15 protein-coding genes are annotated in these 17,940 nt (G+C 45.4%); 10 read left to right on the top strand and 5 right to left on the bottom strand.

The features are described 5' to 3' along the window. Nucleotides 1-9: 9 nt before the first annotated feature. On the bottom strand, nucleotides 10-3,102 hold the full coding sequence (locus V6M43_RS12210; RefSeq protein WP_332735620.1) for a SusC/RagA family TonB-linked outer membrane protein: 3,093 nt from the start codon (nucleotides 3,100-3,102) through the stop codon (nucleotides 10-12). A 187-nt stretch (nucleotides 3,103-3,289) separates the two neighbouring features. On the opposite strand from V6M43_RS12210, the gene V6M43_RS12205 reads away from it, so the two are divergent. Continuing rightward, complete coding sequence (locus V6M43_RS12205) at nucleotides 3,290-6,190, top strand: triple tyrosine motif-containing protein (protein WP_332735619.1); 2,901 nt, start codon at nucleotides 3,290-3,292, stop codon at nucleotides 6,188-6,190. Nucleotides 6,191-6,252: 62 nt separating this feature from the next. On the opposite strand, the gene V6M43_RS12200 is transcribed toward V6M43_RS12205, so the two are convergent. The 3 genes from V6M43_RS12200 to purU are packed head-to-tail and all read right to left on the bottom strand — an operon-like array spanning nucleotide 6,253 to nucleotide 8,477. Then, entirely contained in the window at nucleotides 6,253-6,564 is a 312-nt protein-coding gene (locus V6M43_RS12200) for a DUF202 domain-containing protein (RefSeq protein WP_332735618.1), read from the bottom strand. A gap of 20 nt (nucleotides 6,565-6,584) precedes the next feature. After that, nucleotides 6,585-7,514 carry an aldo/keto reductase gene (locus V6M43_RS12195; protein WP_332735617.1) on the bottom strand — a complete coding sequence of 310 codons (930 nt, stop codon included), beginning with the start codon at nucleotides 7,512-7,514 and terminating at the stop codon, nucleotides 6,585-6,587. Between the two features lie 24 nt (nucleotides 7,515-7,538). Further along, nucleotides 7,539-8,477, bottom strand: coding sequence for a formyltetrahydrofolate deformylase (gene purU, locus V6M43_RS12190; RefSeq protein ID WP_332735616.1), 939 nt, complete (start codon nucleotides 8,475-8,477; stop codon nucleotides 7,539-7,541). A 45-nt stretch (nucleotides 8,478-8,522) separates the two neighbouring features. Between purU and V6M43_RS12185 the strand changes: the two genes are divergently transcribed. From V6M43_RS12185 to V6M43_RS12170, 4 genes are all read left to right on the top strand, one after another. Further along, the gene (locus V6M43_RS12185; RefSeq protein WP_332735615.1) at nucleotides 8,523-9,113 is read left to right on the top strand and encodes a c-type cytochrome; all 591 of its coding nucleotides are present in this window, start codon (nucleotides 8,523-8,525) and stop codon (nucleotides 9,111-9,113) included. Nucleotides 9,114-9,151: 38 nt separating this feature from the next. After that, complete coding sequence (locus V6M43_RS12180) at nucleotides 9,152-10,081, top strand: NmrA/HSCARG family protein (protein WP_332735614.1); 930 nt, start codon at nucleotides 9,152-9,154, stop codon at nucleotides 10,079-10,081. A 96-nt stretch (nucleotides 10,082-10,177) separates the two neighbouring features. Continuing rightward, nucleotides 10,178-10,447 carry a hypothetical protein gene (locus V6M43_RS12175; protein ID WP_332735613.1) on the top strand — a complete coding sequence of 90 codons (270 nt, stop codon included), beginning with the start codon at nucleotides 10,178-10,180 and terminating at the stop codon, nucleotides 10,445-10,447. A 2-nt stretch (nucleotides 10,448-10,449) separates the two neighbouring features. Then, the gene (locus V6M43_RS12170) at nucleotides 10,450-11,064 is read left to right on the top strand and encodes a pseudouridine synthase (protein WP_332735612.1); all 615 of its coding nucleotides are present in this window, start codon (nucleotides 10,450-10,452) and stop codon (nucleotides 11,062-11,064) included. Here the strand turns inward: V6M43_RS12170 and V6M43_RS12165 are convergent. Then, a complete protein-coding gene (locus V6M43_RS12165; protein WP_332735611.1) occupies nucleotides 11,061-11,243 on the bottom strand; it encodes a hypothetical protein in 183 nt (60 codons plus the stop codon). The two genes, V6M43_RS12170 and V6M43_RS12165, sit on opposite strands and share 4 nt — an antisense overlap. Before the next feature lie 157 nt (nucleotides 11,244-11,400). Here V6M43_RS12165 and V6M43_RS12160 point away from each other — a divergent pair, with 157 nt between their 5' ends. The 5 genes from V6M43_RS12160 (at nucleotide 11,401) to V6M43_RS12140 (ending at nucleotide 17,909) form a co-directional block, all read left to right on the top strand. Continuing rightward, a complete protein-coding gene (locus tag V6M43_RS12160) occupies nucleotides 11,401-12,516 on the top strand; it encodes a DUF389 domain-containing protein (protein WP_332735610.1) in 1,116 nt (371 codons plus the stop codon). Nucleotides 12,517-12,549: 33 nt separating this feature from the next. Then, entirely contained in the window at nucleotides 12,550-13,386 is an 837-nt protein-coding gene (locus tag V6M43_RS12155) for a CvfB family protein (RefSeq protein ID WP_332735609.1), read from the top strand. Between the two features lie 92 nt (nucleotides 13,387-13,478). Continuing rightward, entirely contained in the window at nucleotides 13,479-14,516 is a 1,038-nt protein-coding gene (locus V6M43_RS12150) for a sensor histidine kinase (RefSeq protein WP_332735608.1), read from the top strand. Next, nucleotides 14,516-15,247: a LytR/AlgR family response regulator transcription factor gene (locus V6M43_RS12145; protein ID WP_332735607.1), complete on the top strand. Its 732-nt coding sequence runs from the start codon at nucleotides 14,516-14,518 to the stop codon at nucleotides 15,245-15,247. The genes V6M43_RS12150 and V6M43_RS12145 overlap by 1 nt, the downstream gene beginning before the upstream one ends. 103 nt (nucleotides 15,248-15,350) lie before the next feature. Then, a complete protein-coding gene (locus V6M43_RS12140; protein WP_332735605.1) occupies nucleotides 15,351-17,909 on the top strand; it encodes a TonB-dependent receptor in 2,559 nt (852 codons plus the stop codon). Nucleotides 17,910-17,940 lie beyond the last annotated feature (31 nt).

Genomic DNA, 17,940 nt, shown 5'->3' with positions numbered 1-17,940 from the left:
TTTGTTGCATTAAAGTTTAACGTCAATTCCGAACGACCATGTTCTTGCCTGTGGGTAGATTCCACGATCAATTCCTGTGTCAAATATGCCGCCTGATATTTCAGGATCATATCCCGAATATTCCGTGAAAGTGAATGCATTCTTCACCTGGGCATATATGCGCAACCTGCTTATTTTACTGTTCTTCAGTAAGCCTGCCGGGAATGTATATCCCACCTGTATATCCTTGATCTTTACAAAAGAGCCGTCTTCGATATAGCGGTCGGAAGCCCTCGTATTATTGTTGGCATCTACAAAGCTGTATCGCGGATACCTCGCATCATTGGTGCTGCCTTCGCCGGTCCACCTGCCTAATACCCCACGGTATTTATTGGTCATGGCAAGATTTCTTTCATAGGCGCGATAGATCTCATTTCCCACTGATGCATACACGAAGGAGCTGAAGTCAACGCCTTTGTACTCCATCGATAATCCCCATCCCATCGTGAATTCAGGAAAAGGATCGCCTATCTGGGTGCGGTCATTTGCATCTATCCTGCCATCTTTATTAAGATCAGCATACCTGATATCGCCAGGCTGTGCGCCGGGCTGCGCTGCATTGCTGCTAACTTCTTCCTGGTTTTGGAATAATCCATTGGTCTTGTAACCATAGAAATAGCCGGGCGTAAATCCTTTTTCAAACCTTGTTATACTCTGGAATGGTATTCCATAACCACCACCTGAAATGAGCCCGTTATTGGTTTCAGTTACCATGTTTTTCGCAGTAGTAAAATTCACATAGGTATTCAGTTTCAGTTTCTTTGCAACTGTTTCTGTATAACTCAGCGTAATATCAACCCCGCTTGTTTCTGTTGTTCCGATATTGGCTGTTGGCAATGCCGCTGTTCCCAGGTAAAGTGAGAGTGTTGGCGTAAACAACAGGCCGCTGATATTTTTCTGGTAGTAGTCGGCGCTGATAGAAAACTTATTATTCAGGATGCCCATGTCAAATCCAATATTCATCTGCTCCTGCTTTTCCCATGCCAGCGCGTCATTGCGGAAGCTGCTGATGGTGGCACCTATAGAAGTTGGGTTTTCTCCGAATGTATATCCGGCATTCTGTCCCAGTCCATAGCTGTAAATAGCAGTTGATATTCTCTGGTACTGCGGACTCACATTCTCATTTCCCGTTGCACCATAGCTTCCTCTTAGTTTAAGATTGTTGATGACTGACGATTTGAAAAATGCTTCATTAGATACCAGCCATCCTAATGAACCTGCATAGAAATTGGCGAATTTATTCTCCGGACCAAAAGCATAGGAGCCATCGCGTCTTGCGGTAAAGGAGGCCAGGTAGCGATTATCATAATCATAGTTAACCCTTCCGAAATAAGAGAGGTTTCTTCTTTCATACTGGAATGAACCAACATCAAGTCCCGCCGCCGGTGCAGTACCGGTTGCAGAAGAGATATCGGCATAGTCCCATGAGTTGAAAGGCACATCCTGCCTTGAACCGTTCAGTGCATTGCCGGTTGTTTTGGCAATGGAGAATCCGGCTACGATATCAAATTCATGAATGTCATTCAGGTTGAAAGTATAGTTTCCGAAATTCTCGAAAGTGTAGTTGAAATAAGTGTTCTTATATTCCGCTACACTATTATGCGCCCCCGCCCTTGGTGATCCATCAGCATTGAGGGTGGAGTTGATATGAGAAGCGCCATAATAGGAGAGGGGGTTAAAGCTTTTACCTACAACATTCGTATAGGTATAACCGTAACGTGATGTGAGCTTAAGATTTTTCAGCAGGCTATACTGCATCTCCAGCTTACCGTACAACTTATTGGTGGCAGATTCATTGTAGCTGTCGGCCAGTTGGGTGAGCGGGTTGATGATCTCTGAAAGGATATAATTGCTGGTGGAATATTTTCCATAGCTGCCGGGTACAGTATTATATATAGGTAAGGTGGGATCAAAATTGAGTGCGTTGGAGATGACCCCGTTGATGGCATTTTCCGGTATGCCCGATCCCCTGATATTCACAAAACTGGTATTGGCGGTGAATGTTAGTTTGGGGGAAAGACTATAGGAAATATTGGATGTTCCGGTAAGGCGGTCGAAGTAGGATTTTTCGCCACCACCTACTATACCATCCTGCCCCAGGTAGGAGGCCGAAAGGAAATAGGTGAGCTTATCACTACCACCCCTTGCTGTAAGGGCATGCGATTGAAGCGGCGCCTTGTGGAATATTTCATTCTGCCAGTTGGTTCCCACTCCCAAAGAAGATATATCAGGGAAGATGAGTTCGCCGCCGGCTACTTTACTGCCTTCATTGGCGATGGCTGCATACTCGGTTGCATTGAGCACGCCGATAATATTCTGTACTTCCTGGATGCCGTAGTTACCATTATAGCCGAATTCTGTCTTCTGGTTCTTGCGGCCCGATTTGGTCGCAATTACAATAACTCCATTACCTCCCTTAACCCCATATATTGAGGTGGTGGCAGCATCTTTAAGGATATTGATCGATTCAATATCGGCGGCATTGATGGAGTTAAGATCGTCGAGGGTCTGGATGGCTCCATCTACCACTACAATAGGATCGGTTCCTGTATAGGAAGGGATACCGCGGATCAGCACCGTTGGCTTGGCGCCGGGTGAACCGGGTGAGATCACCGTCACGCCCGAGGCTCTTCCCTGCAGGGCATCTTCTGCCCGAACAGGCTTAAGTTTCTCGATCTCGGTGCCCTTGATGGTGGAAATGGCCCCCGAAACCTTGGTTACCTTCTGCACGCCGTAACCCACAACAACCACTTCATCCATCTGGCGACCGGTTAGTTTCAGGACTATATTAAGGGTGGTGCCGGTAATGGCCACTTCCTGCTCCTCATAACTTAAAGAGGTGATCACCAGGGTGGTGGCTGTGGAAGGTACCGTGAGACTAAACTCACCGGCAGCATTTGTGGCGGTTCCAATATTGGTTCCTTTAACCAGGATGGAAGCATTGGCAACCGGGTCGCCTTTTTCATCACTCACCTTTCCCGAAACGGGATTTTGTGCCCAGGTGATTGCTGTAATGAACAGCAGGCAGGCAAAAAGGAAACTCCTTTGCAAGACATTTTTCATAAGCGCAAGCTTTAGTTTTTAGAATTCCTCCGGACCCAGATCCGGAGACATTAAAACTATAACTAAGAAAAGCCGGCTTAAAGAAATCGCCTACAACATGGCTACTACTTGTTTGATTAATTAGCTGATAATCAATAATTATCGACTACATCATTACTACATCATTTCTTATTATTAAGTTTATCGGATGAAATTAGGGCTCTACCTGCTGGCAATGATGCTGCTCTCCCTCCTTGGGACGGCACAAAATACCATCGGCCTGCCCCAGATCATCAATTATAGCAAGACCGATTACCACGGCGGTACCCAAACCTGGGATATCAGGCAGGATAGTAGTGGTGTCCTGTTCTTCGCCAATAATGAGGGATTGATCACTTACGACGGTACCTACTGGAAGAACTTTCCCCTTCCCAATAAAACCATTATGCGCTCCCTGGCGCTCGACCACCAGGGGAGGGTGTATACCGGCGGACAGGGAGAGATCGGTTTTTTCCAACCCGATAAGGCGGGCTTTCTCCGCTATGAATCCCTCCTTGAATTTATTCCGCCCGCCCAGAAGAACTTTGCGGATATCTGGGATATCGAGATCGTCAACGGCTCAGTTTTCTTCCGGGCCATGGACAGGATCTTTGAATGGAAGAACAACAGTATCCAGGCTTATCCGGCCACCACAGAGTGGGTGTTGCTGAAGAAGGCTGGCTCCCGCCTTTTTGCCCAGGATAAGCAAAACGGGCTCTTCCAGTTCAGGAACCGCGAGTGGCAACCCCTCGCCAATAATGACCTGCTCCGGAATAAAAATATCCTCGGCATAGTAGATATCAGCGAAGACAGCCTGCTGCTGGTTACCCTTAATAGTGGCTTTTACCTGGTGCATGGTGATGCCATCAGTCCTTATAACCGCATCGGCTCCGCCACCATCAAGAGTGATATTTATGCTGTGGCGCAGCTGAATGAAAAGGAGTTCGTGATGGGAACAACTTCCGCGGGTTGTATTATAATGGACTTCCAGGGAAAGATCATCCAGCAGTTGTCTCAAAAAGAGGGACTGCAGAATAATAATGTGCTCAGTGTATTTCTGGACCGTGATAAGAATCTCTGGACGGGACTGAATAATGGGATCAGTTTCATCGCCTACAATGCAGCTATCAAATATATAAGGCCCAATAAAGAAAATGAGCTATCGGGTTTTGGGGCTCGTATCTATAAGAACAATTTGTATGTGGCTTCTTCTGATGGTGCTTATGCTGCACCGCTTTTCTTTGACCAGAAAGATCTCAGTTTTAACCGAAGTGATTTCAGTTTTATTCCTAACAGTGCCGGCCAGTCGTGGCGATTGGATGAGGTGAACCAGCAACTCCTGCTCGCCCATAATGCAGGTACCTTTCTTATTAAGGATGCCCGGGCCATTCCCATTGCACCCGAACCTTCCTGGCTTTTTGTTCCCACTTCACAGGTGGTGCCGGCTTCCAATATTATTGTTGGCACTTACACCGGACTTAAATTGCTGGGCTTTGACGGAAACAATTTTATTGATATGGGAAACCTGAAAGGTACCTATGAATCATTGCGATTCCTGGCCATTGATAACAAGGGAATCATCTGGGCTTCACATCCCTACCGGGGTATTTACCTGCTTGAATTATCTGCTGATAAAACAGCCTATAGCGCGCGGCTGTTAACCGAAAAAGATGGGCTGCCTTCCACCCTCGGAAACCATGTTTTCAAAATAAAGAACCGGGTGGTTTTTGCCACAGAGAAAGGCGCATATGAATATGATGCGAAAACCGGGAAATTTCAACCTTCCCCTTTATTGAAACCTGTTCTCGGCTCAATGGAATTAAGATACCTCAATGAAGACCAGCAGGGTCGTATCTGGTTTTGTAGTGGAAAGAAACTCGGGGTGGTTGAATTCAATGAGAGTGATCCTGCTTCCAAATTCACCATTACCTATTTCCCCGAACTCTCCGGACAGGTACTGTCGGGATTTGAAAATGTTTATCCTTATGATCCTAACAACATATTCATCGCTTCTGAAAAAGGGATCGTTCACCTCAACCTCGAGAAATACCTGCAGTCCAGAAAAGATCTTGGGATAATCCTGGGTAGTATCAGGGCCTTCGGCAAATCTGACAGCGCCATTTTCGGGGGATATCTTCCTGATTCAGCCCAGCACCTGCTTTACGAAGGGAAGAACAACCCAATGCATCTTCCCAGTGGTTATAACTCCCTTCATTTTGAATACAGCAGTCCGGCTTTTGGCTTGCAGAATAATATTGAATACAGCTATAAACTGGAAGGCTTTGATGATGAGTGGAGTGCCTGGTTACCCAAAACAGAAAAGGATTATACCAACCTTGCCAATGGAAAATATTTTTTCAGGGTAAAGGCAAGAAGCAATCTTGGTGTTGAATCGGAAGCTATCACATATACTTTTATCATCGATCCGCCCTGGTATAAATCTGTATGGGCTTACCTTTTTTATCTAAGCTTATTGATATTGCTGGTGTACCTGATCAATAAATGGCAGGAGAAAAAGCTACTATTGCAGAAACGCAAGTACGAAGAAAAGCAAAGACAGATCAACATACTTCACCAGCTCGAAATTGAAAAGAATGAGAAGGAGATCATCAAGCTGCAGAATGAAAAACTGGCCAGTGAAATGATCTATAAGAACCGTGAACTTGCTGATACAACACTGCACCTGGTTGAACGTACGGATGCATTAACGAAGGTGAAAGGGGAGTTGCAGAAACTCTATAAGGATAGCGGAGACACTTATCCCATCAAGAAGACGCTTCAGTTGCTTAATGATATCGAAAAGAACAATGAGAACTGGGATAAGTTTGCCACTCACTTTGATGAGATCAATAACGACTTCCTAAAGAAACTCAAAACGAAATATCCGAAGCTCACCAATACGGATCTGAAAGTTTGTGCATACCTGCAGTTGAATCTTTCTTCAAAGGAAATAGCACAGCTGATGAATATTTCTGTGAGGGGTGTTGAGATCAGCAGATACCGGCTTAGGAAAAAATTGCAGATCCCTACTGAACAAACATTAATTGATTTTCTAAATAGTATTGACTAATTAGGTCCCTGCTCCCATTCTTCCCCTAAATCTTACCTCTTACCTCTTACTTCTTACCTGAATTAGCTTTCCCACTCAAGTTTGTAATCGCCGATATGTTTTTCGCTTTCCTTTATCTTTCTTTTCTGCACATAATAATTCCTGATGCCAATAGTCATGATCGTTACTGATACGATCCAGCAGACCACTTCTACCAGTACCCCGTACTTAATGGTGAGAAGGTTGTTGAGGGTGAGTCCGGCCACAGCAAAATAAAGTGATGTCCTTATAAAAGCGAGCAGGGTTGTATTGTTGGTCATGATCGTCCGCTCCAATGCCAGCCGCTCCCTCAGTATAAGGTCTTTGTTAATATTGTTTACTGTTTTTGTATCCATGTTGGGATTTAAAAGTTGGTTCAAACTTGCTGCAGGTGAGTTATCATTTTTTTTCTTCCGGCTTCATCGGGAAGCTTACCATAACCCGCACCCATATTATCAGCAACATGCTTTGGATTGGATGTTCCGGGTATCACACAGTTAACGGCCGGATGCGAAATGATGTACTTAAGAAAATATTGTCCCCAGCTATTGATATCATATTCGGCTGCCCATGAGGGCAATGACTTGCCTTTTACTAATCCAAACAATTCTCCCTTTTCAAATGGTTCATTGATGATAACAGCAACACCAGTATCTTTTGCTGCGGCCAATAATCTTTTTTCCGCATTGCGCTCGCGGATCGAATAGTTGAATTGTACGAAGTCAGGTTTCTCTTTTACAAGTATCTTTTCCAGATCTTCATGCGCCGAGTCGGTATAATGTGTTATACCGATATACCTGATCTTCCCTTCTTCTTTCCATTTTCGCAGCGTAATAAAATGTGTTTGCCAATCCACCAGGTTATGGATCTGCATCAGGTCCATCGTTTTCCTGCGCATCTTTTTCAGCGAAGCATTCATCTGGTCAATGCCCTCCTGCCGTCCCCTCGTCCACACTTTAGTGGCATAGAAGAAATCATTGGCATGCGCGGTTTCTGTCGTAAGGTCACCGATCACTTCTTCCGACCTTGCATACATAGGCGATGAATCTATCAGTTTCCCGCCAAGCCGAACCATTTCCTGCAACACCTGTTTCAACGGTGCTCTTACTGTTGCATCAGTGCCTACATCAAATTGCTGCCAGGTACCTAGACCCACCACCGGAAGTTTCTCGCCAGAAGAAGGAATGATTCTTTGCATCATGGATGATTGTACTGGATGGAATGCATTTAACGGAAGCAGCGCCGCGCCTATACCGGTAACTCCCAGTAGTTTCAGGATTTCGCGTCTCGAATATTGCTGCTTCATAGTTTAAATGTAGCTATTATACTATCAGTTAAAAACAATGGTCTTGTTGCCGGAAACAAAAACCCTGTCTTCCAGTACCATTTTCAATGCTTCTGCCAGCACCGCCTTCTCTACTTCATGACCCGCCTCGATCATATCGCGCAGGTTATCATCATGTTTTACCGGGATGATCTGTTGTGTAATGATGGGACCTTCATCCAGATCATTGTTCACTATATGCGCGGTTGCGCCAATTAATTTAACGCCTCTTTCAAATGCTTTTTTATAGGGATTGGCACCAACAAATGCAGGCAGGAAGCTGTGGTGTATATTGATGATGCGTTCATTATAGCGTTCTACAAAATCGGGACTAAGAATACGCATGAACTTTGCCAGTACAATATAATCGGGTTGATAACCATCCAATAATTCCATCACCTCTGCTTCAAATTGCTCTGTGCTTTTCTCTGCATGATTTATTGTATGAAAGGGTATATTGAATTTATCGGTGAAGGGTTGGAGGCTGTTATAATTTCCGATCACCGCCAGTATATTGGCATGCAGTTCATTGAAGTAATGACGCACCAGCAGGTCGCTCAAACAATGATGCTCCCGCGTTACCATGATAACTATATTCTTTAGTTTCCTCGGTATGATACTGATCTGCGCTTCTGCAGGAAGCACTTCCTTTAAAGCAGCTTCCAATACCGGCTCATTCAATGTTCCCGATACTTCAAGTCTTAAGAAAAACATTCCTGTTTCCTGCTCCACAAACTCTTTCATCACCAGGATATTATGATCATTGCGATGCATCACGCCCGATATGCCCGCAATCAATCCCTTTCTGTCACTGCATTTGATCCGTACAACATGATTTTTATCCATCTCTTTTGTTTGCGCTACCAAATATAATGTGGTGCCTGCGCAATTCACCACGCCTTTTTTACAGTCCGTTCCCGTTGCCCTTTCCTTGCGCTCCACCATGAAGTAAATTGCTCTCCGATTCTTTTAATGTTTAAACCTTGTCTAATGAAAAAGATCATCTTCCTGCTTGCCGCTATGGCAGTTGTTGTAGCGGCAGCAATTGTAGCCTGCCAGGATCTTGCCGGCAATGTTCCTGCAGCAAAAAAAGAACTGCCTGATTCGGCATTGATCGCCCGGGGTGATTACCTGGTTACTTCCATGCTGTGCGACGACTGTCATTCGCCTAAATCAATGGGTCCCGAAGGGCCGGTCATCATCCCAGAGCTCCGGCTTTCAGGTCACACTGCCGGCACGGTATTACCTGCCTTCGACAGCAATGAAGTGAAGAAGGGATGGGTGCTTTTTAGTCCCGATTTTACTGCCATCGCCGGTCCATGGGGAGCATCCTTCGCAGGTAATATTACCAGCGATGCAACCGGCATCGGTAACTGGAGTTATGAGCAATTTAAGAGGGCTATCACGCAGGGAAAATATAAAGGACTTGAAACAGGAAGGCAATTGCTTCCGCCCATGCCATGGCCTCAATTCAGCAGTCTCCATGACGATGATATCAGGGCTATCTATGCTTTTCTGAAATCAACGCCTCCTGTTAAGAACATTGTTCCCGCCCCGAAAAAACTATCTCAACTGAATTAATTATTTATATCAATAACCATAATCATTAAACCTTTATCATGAATCAGAAACAAGTGATCCTCGTAACCGGTGCCACAGGTGCCCAGGGAGGTAGTGTAGCGAAAGCCTTGCTGGAGCAGGGGAAATTTGGGGTTCGCGTGCTTACAAGAAACGCTGGCAGTGAAAAAGCATTGGAGCTTGCAGCAGCCGGTGCAGAAATTGTAAGGGGCGATCTTGACGATAAGACCAGCCTGCTGCAGGCAATGCAGGGCGTATATGGTGTATTTGGACTCACCAATTTCTGGGAGCATTTTGGAAAAGAACTGGAACAGGGTAAAAATTTAATTGATGCAGTGAGTGAAACAGGTGTACAGCATTTTGTTTACAGCTCCCTTGCCAATTACAACAAACTTTCCGGTGGAGAATTATCAGTTCCGCATTGCGATATGAAAGCCGCGCTTTCAGATTATACCCGTTCAAAAAACCTGCCGGCAACTTTTGTGCACATCGCCTTTTACTATGAAAATTTCTTCAGCTTCTTCCCCCCTCAACCAGGTGAAGATGGCAAATTTCATTTTGGCTTTCCGCAGGGTGATACGCCCCTTGCCATGGTTAGTGTAGATGACCTGGGTGGAGTAGTTGCTTCCATCTTCAACCATCCACTTCAATATATTGGCAGAACCGTAGGTGTTGTTGGAGCCGATGATAGTTGCTATAAATATGCGGCTATAATGAGTAAGGTATTGGAGAGAGAGATCGTGTATAATCATATTCCGCGTGAAACCTATGCTGCCTTTGGCTTTCCGGGTGCGGAGGAGCTGGCAAATATGTTTGATGTACAGCGGAGATTCATCCCCAGCCGTCGCCTCGATCTTATTGAAAGCTATGCCCTTAATGCTTCCATGCAGCCCTTTGAACAATGGCTGCAGAAAAATAAAACGCGCATGCTTGCCATGCTTGATGCAAAAGTTTTAGCTGAGGTTGATTAACTGTTAAAACCCTTAGATTCTATGATGCGGGAAGCCCTGAAATCGTTACTTTCATGCTGTTGACAAGCAGTTATTATAACGATTAAAATATAGGTTATGGATAAAGATGAAAACCAGTTTCCGGGCTACCCGCATTATCCTGAAAAAGAAGATATCTATAATAAGGAAGAGAAAATTGAACTCGACGAAAATGGTGAGCCTATAACCTCACCGGTAAAAGCGGAAGATTCACTTGCTGATGATCTCGATATTCCGGGTTCCGAACTTGATGACCGCGATGAAGCCATTGGTGAAGAGGATGAGGAGAATAATTATTATAGTCTTGGTGGCGACCGGCATGAAGACCTGGAAGAGAATGACCAGTAGTAATGATGGATCCGGAACACCGCTATTTCGTTTTGCACAAGCCCCATGATATGGTTTCACAGTTCGTGAGTCCCGATGCTGTGAACCTGTTAACGCAAATAAATTTCAGCTTTCCCGATGGCACCCACGCCATCGGGCGGCTTGATAAAGATTCGGAAGGGCTTCTCCTGCTCACTACCGATAAACGCGTTACCAATCTTTTATTTAATAGCGCTAAGCTTCATAAGAGGACCTACCTGGTTCAGGTAAGGCATTTCCTTGCGGAGGAAAGGCTGGAGAAGATCCGCAATGGTGTGGGTATTTCTTCTACCGGCGGCAGCACCTATATCACAAGACCCTGCGAGGTGAGCTATGCCGAAAGGCCTGATTGGCTTTTACCTGGCGCATGGGAAGTGAGGTCCGATCTACCCCATGCATGGGCAACCATTACCCTTACAGAAGGCAAATTCAGGCAGGTCAGGAAAATGTTTGATGCCGTAGGAAACAGGGTGATGAGACTGGTGCGTGTATCAATTGAAGATCTCGATATTACGGCTCTGCCACCGGGTGAGGTAAAGGAATTATCAGCTTCCGAATTTTTCAGCGGACTGCATATCGACCCCGATGGGGACGGTTAGAATATAACTTCCATCATGGTGATGAGCTCCTTGCCTGTTTCCGCAACCTCTTCAACAGGTGCAGGTGATGATAACAGGCAAACAGATAGTCCCTTCGCCATGCAATCGCCGCTCACAAAAAACAATTGTGGCAACAGCAACAGCATAATCAGAATGAGGAGAATTGATTGCTTTTTCATTTTGCTTCTATTACCATACAAACTTCCAAAAGATAAATCGCATCGCATAGTAAATTCCGGCGAACAGGGGATTTCCTTGTATGAGTTGTTCCGATCAGCCGATTAAAATGACCATCCATGTAGTATATTTCAGTACCATTTCAAGAAACACATCACCATGACAGCCCGATTTGATACTATTCGCCGGTATATTGGCTGGATAGCCAGGATACCCCGTGAAGAGTCTGAAGAAGAAACAAGAGATGAGATACTGGCCGAAGTAAAATTCAGGGGTGCTAATCTATGGTTGCTGGTGTTCACCATGTTTATTGCCTGCATCGGGCTGAATATGGATTCTGCTTATGCGGTGATAGGCGCCATGCTGATGTCGCCACTTATGGCACCTGTCATCGGTCTCGGCTTCAGTATGGCCACCAACAACTGGAGCCTCCTCAAAGAATGCGGTTGGAACTGGCTTATTGGTTTTGTGATCAGCCTGCTTTCCTCCACTTTATTTTTCCTGTTAACTCCTTTCAGCGAGCCTACAAAAGCACTTGCAGCATTCAGCAATGCCACCATATTTGATGTGATGCTGGCTTTTTTCGGGGGATTAGCAGGCTTTATTGGCATCACCCGTTTGAGGGGAATTAAGGTGCTTGCAGGTGTTGCAGTGGCTACTGCCTGCATGCCGCCGTTATCTACTGCCGGGTATGGACTGGCAAACCTCCAATGGCATTATTTCTGGGGTGGTTCTTATTTCTATATAATCAACTGTATCTATATCGGGCTTGCCGTAATGCTGCTGGCGAAATACATGAAATATGCCAAAGTGGTCGCTTTTAGCCAGAAACCGATGAAAGCAAGAATAGTGTATGTATTAGCTATTGCGAGCCTGATTCCCGCTTCCTATTTTGCCTGGCAGCTGGCCCAAACCCGCAAGGAGACCAGTCGGGTAGAGAAATTCATCAAGGAGCAGATCACCCCATTGGATGTTTCCATCCTTAAGACTGAAATGCAACTTGAAACCGCACCAAAGAGAGTTGAAATATATCTTACCGGCCACCTGCCCTCTGCTGAAGCCGAGGCGGCAATCTTGCGTAAAACACCCGATTATGGTATACAGGATGTTGAATTCATCATCCATAAAACACCTGAACTGGAGAACCTCCAGGATGACCCGGCACTGATCCGCCAGCTCACCATCAACCAGGAAAAAAAGCTGCTTAGGCAGGATAGTACCATCAGTTTACTGACCCGCCGGCTCGACAGTTTGACTGCCGCCCTAAAAAAATAATACCTTTGACCCTTCCAAAGAATAAAATTCATTATGGTAAAGGTTGGTCAGTACAATACGCTAAAAGTATTAAGGGCAGTTGATTTCGGGGTTTTCCTGGATGATGGTAATGAAGGCATCCTGTTGCCAAAAAGATTTGTTCCCCCAGGCATCAAACCAGGTGATGAGCTTACCGTTTTTGTTTACCATGATTCGGAAGACCGCATCATCGCCACCACCCAGAAGCCATTAGGGGTAGTGGGAGATATCGTTCCGCTAAAAGTGGTTTCGGTAACCAACCAGGGTGCATTCCTCGACTGGGGACTCATGAAAGATATTTTCGTTCCCCGCACCAAACAACTCATGCAAATGCGCGTGGGCGGCATCTATATCGTGAAGATCTATATCGATGAACAAACCGGCCGCGTTGCCGCCACCGAAAAAATAGAATCATTCCTCAGTAACGATACCCTTACCGTTAAAGAAAAAGACCTGGTTGATCTGATCGTTTATCGCCGCACCGATATTGGCTATGTGGTTATCATCAACGGGCTTCACACAGGGGTGCTGCATTTCAGTGATATCTATCGCGATATACATGTTGGCCTCCAGATGAAGGGATATATCAAAACCATCCGTGAAGAAAATAAGATTGATGTTGCCCTCGGAGAGCCCGGCTATGCAAGGGTTGGCGGCGAAGCTGGCAAGGTGCTCAGCCTGCTGGAAGCCAATGGCGGCTTCCTGCCTTACCATGATAAATCGGACCCCGACGATATCTATTCCTTCTTTTCCATGAGCAAAAAAACATTCAAGATGGCGGTAGGTACGCTCTTCCGCCAGCGACTTATCAATATCAAAGAACACGGTATCGAACTGGTGAAGCCATCCTGACCAGGCTTTCCTTTCGTCTCATGATTTTGGGGGTTTGCCGCATTTTATCCCCCCAGGCTCTCCATTAAAGGCAAATGGACTAATTTTCTTGCATGTTAAGGAAACCCTTTGGCCGGAAATGGATATTGATATCACTGCAGGTACTGGCATGGGTAGTGCTTTTCTCCCTGCCTTTCCTTCTCCGTCCGGCCATGGGTGACAGGCCCGCAGAAAAGAATAGTACTCCCGGCGGCACTACTTTTTATATTGTCAACAACCTCTTCTGGGTGGGATTGTTCTACCTCAATGCGCTGGTACTGATCCCGAAATTGCTTTACCGTCAGAGATTCGGACAGTTTGCAATAGCCCTCGCCGCGCTTTTCCTCCTGTACCTCGGCATCGGCTGGATGAATAACCAGATTTTCCTAAAAGGCCATCATTTCAATTTCAGGATCCATATCCTCTTTACCTTCTTTATCTATGTTTTCATGATAGCTACCAGTACTGCTATCAGGATGGGGATTGACAGGATCAGGGCAGAGCGACTGGATGATGAGAAGATAAATGAGAACCTTAAAACAGAACTCACCCTCCTGCGATCACAGGTGAGTCCGCATTTCATGTTCAATGTGCTGAACAATATGGTGGCATTGGCGAGAAAGAAATCTGACCTTTTAGAACCCTCGCTCATAAAGCTCTCCTCCCTCATGCGCTATATGCTCTATGATATTGACGGCGAAAAAGTTTCTCTCGATAAAGAGATCGATTACCTCGGGAGTTATATAGATCTCCAGCGTCAGCGTGTTAGTAAAAATGTAATCATCAATGCCGACTTCAGTGATGTTGACCGCAGTTATGAAATTGAACCCATGCTGCTGATACCCTTTGTGGAGAACGCTTTCAAGCATGGAACGGGAATGGTGGAAAATGCTGCTATCAATATTGTGCTGAAGGCCCGCAACCATGAACTCAGCTTTACTGTGAGCAATAAGTTTCGCGAAGATGCCGCCGAAGTTAAAGACAAGACTTCCGGTATCGGCCTTACCAATGTGAAACGCCGACTTAACCTGCTTTACGGAAAAGATCATACATTGAATGTGGAGAAGCAGAACGACCAATTCATCATTCACCTCTCCCTTAAACTTCACTGATGCTGAGATGCATGGCTATAGACGATGAACCACTGGCACTGGAACTGCTGGAGGATAATATCAGCAAGGTTCCCTTCCTTGAGCTGGTAGCCTCCTGCGAGCATCCGCTGGAAGCAATGAAAGTGCTGGAGAAAGAATCGGTTGACCTGATATTTCTTGATATACAGATGCCGGGATTAACCGGATTACAGTTTATCCAGAGCCTTGCGGTAAAGCCATTATTCATCCTGATCACTGCCTATGAAAAATATGCACTGGAGGGATATAATCTCGATGTTGTGGATTACCTCGTGAAGCCGGTACCCCTCGACCGATTCATCAAAGCCTGCCATAAGGCGAGAGAACTCTTCGAACTCAGGAATAATAAAAATCTTACGCCGGCTTCAACTGTTAGTACTTCAACGCCCGCACCCGGCTATTTCTTCGTGAATGTTGATTACAGTCTGCTTAAAATCACTTTCTCCGACATACTCTGGATAGAATCACTAAAAGATTATGCGAAGATCAATCTCAAGAGTTCTTCCAAGCCGGTAGTTACCCGTATGAGCATGAAGCAACTGGAAGAAACACTTCCAGCCAATAAATTCATAAGGGTGCATAAGTCATTCATTATCGCTAAAGACCAGGTGACTGCCATCCGTAAAAACAGTCTCTTCATCGGCACTATGGAAGTACCGGTAGGAGAGAACTACCGCGAAACCATCGCCCAGATCACGGGTAAATCAGCTTAAGCTTTCCCTGAAAGAAGGGTAGGTCGCATCATTTTGGGCGATCGTCTCATTTCTCCCCGCCGCGCCTCTTCGCCGTATAGTTTTGTGTCATAATTATCAAGTAATGAGACAGCTATTATTCCTTATCTGCATTTCCATCCTTTCGGTTAGCGCTTTTGCGCAACCACCTGCCGGCCGCGCTCCCGGTGCTGGCATGCCCGGCGGCATGACCGGAACAGTGTATGGAAAGATCACCGACAGCGATGGCAAGCCACTCGCAGATGTGTCGGTTGTGTTGCTGCAAAGCAAGAAAGATTCTGCATCGGGAAAACTAAAAGATATCCTTGTTGCCGGCCTTGCTACTAAAGCAAACGGTGACTTCAATTTTGCTGACCTGCCAATGGCGGGTGCACTTAAGTTGAAGATATCTGCCCTAGGCTTTGCAGAACAGGAACAATCCATAAGCTTCGGAATGGGGGGAATAATGAAAGACCTAGGTAATATTAAACTGGATCGCCAGGCGCAGGAACTTTCCGGCGTTACCGTTACCGCTGCCAAACCACTGATAAGAATGGATGGCGAGAAGAAGATCTTCAGCGTGGAGAAAGACCTGGTAAGTGCCGGCGGAACTGCCCTTGATATCATGAAGAATGTTCCATCAGTACAGGTAGATATCGATGGTAATGTTACCATGCGTAATGCACAGCCAACCATTTTCCTTGATGGCCGGCCTACAACACTAACCCTCGACCAGATACCTGCCAACTCTATTGAATCGGTTGAAGTGATCTCTAATCCATCTGCAAAATATGATGCCTCCGGAGGTAATGCAGGAATATTGAATATCGTTCTCAAGAAGAATAAAAAGACCGGCTATAACGGTAACCTGCAAACGGGAATCAATAAGTATGGTGCCATCACCGCAGGTGGTGATCTTAGTTTGCGCCAGCAGAAGTTCAACTTCAGCGCCAATGCGATGTACAACCAGAACAAAGGCAGAAGTACCGGATCTACTGATCGCTTCAATTTTGCTGAAACACCCGTTACCAATATATTCCAGGATAACAGTGGTCGTAATGACGGTGCCTTTATGTTTGGCAGGCTGGGATTTGATTATTTCGCTACCAACAGAACCACTATTTCTCTCGGTGCTGTAAAGGTGCGAGGCGAATTCAATCCCACAGAGATGATCAGTACAAGCACTGATTCATTGTTTTCTTCCGGTACCACCAATAGCTACTCCGAAAGAAGTACAGCCAGTGGCAGAATTTTTAATGGCACCGGACTTCAACTGGGCATGAAACAACTCTTCCCCCGTGATGGTGAAGAGTGGACTGCCGATATCAATTATTTCGGTGGTAAGAACAATGGTAATTCTCTTTTCCATACTGATAACTTTACTGCAAAAGGCGGCGCCGTTGCTGATTTCCAGGAGCAGAAAATGCTCAGTGAAGGCAATATGAATTTTATCACCCTGCAAACTGATTATGTTAGGCCATTGAAGGGAAAGGCGAAGATAGAAACCGGATTGCGTGCGCAGCTTCGTAAAACAGAAAACAATATCGATAACTATTTCCTTGATGTTGCTGCCAATGAATTTGTACTTGCATCGGATGCTACCAGTCATTATAAGAATACCGATAACGTGTATGCTGCCTATATTTCTATATCCAATACCATCAAGAATTTCGGTTACCAGATCGGGCTTCGTGGGGAGAGTTCTTCCTATGAGGGTGAACTGGTAAAGAGTGGTGCAACTTTCAGCAATAAGTATCCCATCAGTTTGTTTCCATCCCTTTCACTGAGCCAGAAACTTAGTGACGACCAGCAGTTGCAGTTGAGTTATAGTCGCAGGATCAACCGCCCCAATTTTTTCCAGTTGATTCCTTTCACCGATTATTCTGATCCCCTGAATATCACCAGGGGTAATAGCGCCCTTGTTCCTGAATTTACCCAGAGCCTGGAGATGTCATGGACAAAAACATTTACAGGAAATCACAGCTTGCTGGCATCCACTTATTATAAGTACACCAACAACCTGATCACCCGCTACCAGGATCTGCAGTATGATGAAGTGCTTGCGAAAGATGTACTGATCAACAGTTATATCAATGCAAATAATAGTCGCAGTTATGGTATGGAATTGACGGCAGTTAATCCGCTTTCAAAGTGGTGGGATATGACAACAAATCTGAATCTGTACAATAGTAAGATCAATACCGACGAGGTTCAGGGTGCAGACCAGGAAGCAATGTGGAGCCTGTTTGGAAAATGGAATAACACCTTCAAACTTCCAAAGTCAACGAGCATACAGTTAAGTGCTACCTACCAATCGAAAACCAACCTGCCTATCAACCAGAACAGCGGTTTCGGTCCGCCCATGATGCAGAGCCAGAGTGCTTCACAAGGTTATATCAGTGCCAACTACGGAATTGATATCGCCATAAAGAAATCATTCCTGAAGAACAATGCAGCTTCTGCAACACTGAGCTTCAATGATATTTTCGGAACAAGGAAAATGGAGCAGTATTCATATAATGAATTTTTTAGTCAGCAGTATTCAAGGTTGAGAGATCCACAGATGATCCGCCTCACTTTTGGCTATCGTTTTGGCAAGATCGATGCAACACTTTTCAAAAAGAAGAATATGAAAGGTGATGCCATGCAGGGAGTAGAGATGTAATTACGCGGTTAATGCGCGATGCCAGTATCTT

The sequence above is a fragment of the Flavihumibacter sp. genome (assembly GCF_036676075.1).
GTDB lineage: Bacteria > Bacteroidota > Bacteroidia > Chitinophagales > Chitinophagaceae > Flavihumibacter.
Note: the sequence above shows the minus strand (reverse complement) of the source record. Positions and strands in the feature narration are given on the sequence as shown.